Below are 631 nucleotides of genomic sequence, written 5' to 3' on the forward strand. Positions count from 1 at the left end.
TGCACGCTGCCGCTGCCGGGCATCATGGCCGCGGTGGTCGACGAGACCGGCCAGGACGTGCCGAACGGGCAAGGCGGCATTCTCGTCGTCAAGCGTCCGTGGCCCTCGATGATCCGCACGATCTGGGGCGACCCGGAGCGCTTCAAGAAGAGCTATTACCCCGAGGAGCTCGGCGGCACGCTCTATCTGGCCGGCGACGGCACGGTGCGCGACAAGGACACCGGCTACTTCACGATCATGGGCCGCATCGACGACGTGCTGAACGTGTCGGGCCACCGGCTCGGCACGATGGAGATCGAGTCGGCGCTGGTTTCGCACGAGCTGGTTGCGGAAGCTGCGGTGGTCGGCCGCCCGGACGACACGACGGGCGAGGCGGTGGTCGCGTTCGTGGTGCTGAAGCGTTCGCGTCCGGAAGGCGAGGAAGCGGCGGCGCTCGCGAAGACGCTGCGCGACTGGGTCGGCAAGCAGATCGGGCCGATCGCGAAGCCGAAGGACATCCGCTTCGGCGACAACCTGCCGAAGACGCGCTCGGGCAAGATCATGCGGCGCCTGCTGCGCTCGCTCGCGAAGGGCGAGGCGATCACGCAGGACACGTCCACGCTCGAGAACCCCGCGATCCTCGAGCAGCTCG

The 631-nt window shown here is 68.6% G+C and carries 1 protein-coding gene; it reads left to right on the forward strand.

Features of this window, described 5'->3' with window-relative positions:
- Positions 1–631: AMP-binding enzyme (locus BTE28158_RS32310; RefSeq protein ID WP_174920304.1), on the forward strand; the 631-nt coding region annotated here is incomplete at both ends.

Origin of the sequence: Burkholderia diffusa, assembly GCF_902499115.1 — a bacterium.
GTDB lineage: Bacteria > Pseudomonadota > Gammaproteobacteria > Burkholderiales > Burkholderiaceae > Burkholderia > Burkholderia diffusa.